Genomic DNA, 1,461 nt, shown 5'->3' with positions numbered 1-1,461 from the left:
TGATGCTCCTATGGGCTGTCAAGCGGCGGTGAGCCAGTCGCGGTAGGCGTTGGCGAGGTCGTCGTCTCGGCGGATTCCGCGTTCGAGGGTGGAGATGGTGGCGGGCCAGACACCGAAGTGGTTGGCGACGGCGGTGAGGGTGATGTTCCTGGACTGCCGGAGCGGCCGTAGGTCGGCGATGCCCGGGACTGCGACGGTCGTGGTCAGGCAACGGAACATCTCCCGGGCGATGGCCCGTTTCAGGAGCCGGATGATCTCCTTCTTCGTCCGGCCGGCGGCGGTCTGCCGTGCCACGTATTCGCGGGTGCGGGAGTCGCTGGACATCCGGCAGAGGGCGATCCGGTAGAGGGCGGCGTTGGCGGCCCTGTCGCCGCCTCGTGAGAGGCGGTGCCGGTTGGTCCGGCCGCTGGAGGCGGGGACCGGTGCGGCTCCGCAGAGCGCGGCGAAGGCCGCCTCGGTGCGCATGCGTTCGGGGTTGCCTCCGGCGGTGACCAGCAGCTGGGCGGCGGTGTCGGGGCCGACGCCGTAGGCGGCCCGCAGGCCGGGGTTGTGGGCGGTGACCTCGGCGTCCAGGGCCTTGGTGAGGGCCTCGTGCTCGGCGGTGAGTTCCTTGACGCGCCGGGCGAGGCTCTTGAGCGCGGTCAGGACCGCGACGTGGACGGCGTCCCCGGCGGGCCGCACCCGGGCCAGGGCGTCGGTCCGCTCCTTTGCCGTGAGCCGCCCGTACTTGGCGCGGATCGCCTCGGGCGCGGTGATCAGGATCTGCCCGGTCTGGTTCAGGGCGGCGGTGCGGGCCTTGACGGCGGAGCGGGCTGCGTTGTGCAGGGCGCGTATGCCGGCGACGGTGTCGTCCTTGGGCGCGCCGGAGGCCCGTCCGGACAGGGCGGCGCGGGCGGCGGCGTAGGCGTCGATGGGGTCGGACTTGCCGATGCGGCGGCGCTCGGCCCGGTCGGGGCGGTTGACCTCGACGACCCGGTGCCCGCACGCGCGGGCTTCTCGGGTGAAGCCGGTCCCGTAGGACGATGTGCCCTCCACGCCGATGGCCAGGACGTGGCCGTGGGCGTTCAGGAAGGCCAGGGCGGCGGCGTATCCGGCCGCGGTGGTGGGGAACTCGGCGTCCGCGAGGTGGCCGCCGTTGTCGCTGACGACCGCGACGTGGATGGTGTCGGTGTGGGAGTCGACCCCGCCGAAGACGTCCTGGCCCGCTGTGTCCTCGGCGACCGCTGATGTCATGCTGGTGATGCCTTCCTTAGCCGGAGGTTGGCGCCGGCCGGGTGGCGCAGACAGGACATTGAAGGGGCTTCTCGACCAAGCTCCTATCAGGTCATGTTCCGCCCGGCCGGAGCCATGAGAACAGGTCCCGGCGGCCGGACAGAACAACCCGAAGACAGCCCAGCAGGGCGTCAGTCAGTGGGAGAGCCACGACCACCGGAACCTGAGTATCAGCATCAATGTCAGTGG

Annotated in this window: 1 protein-coding gene; it reads right to left on the bottom strand. The window is 71.5% G+C overall.

Going from position 1 to position 1,461, the window contains the following annotated elements; all coding sequences use genetic code 11:
* Positions 1-18: 18 nt before the first annotated feature.
* Entirely contained in the window at positions 19-1,233 is a 1,215-nt protein-coding gene (locus ACIQOW_RS39670; protein ID WP_401092857.1) for an IS110 family transposase, read from the bottom strand.
* Positions 1,234-1,461: the final 228 nt, after the last annotated feature.

It is taken from the genome of Kitasatospora sp. NPDC091335, from assembly GCF_044757205.1.
Lineage (GTDB): Bacteria > Actinomycetota > Actinomycetes > Streptomycetales > Streptomycetaceae > Kitasatospora.
Note: the sequence above shows the minus strand (reverse complement) of the source record. Positions and strands in the feature narration are given on the sequence as shown.

Bases quoted from the DNA above. Each gene is read 5' to 3' on its own strand.
- ACIQOW_RS39670 (WP_401092857.1), bottom strand. From the start codon at position 1,233: ATGACATCAGCGGTCGCCGAGGACACAGCGGGCCAGGACGTCTTCGGC.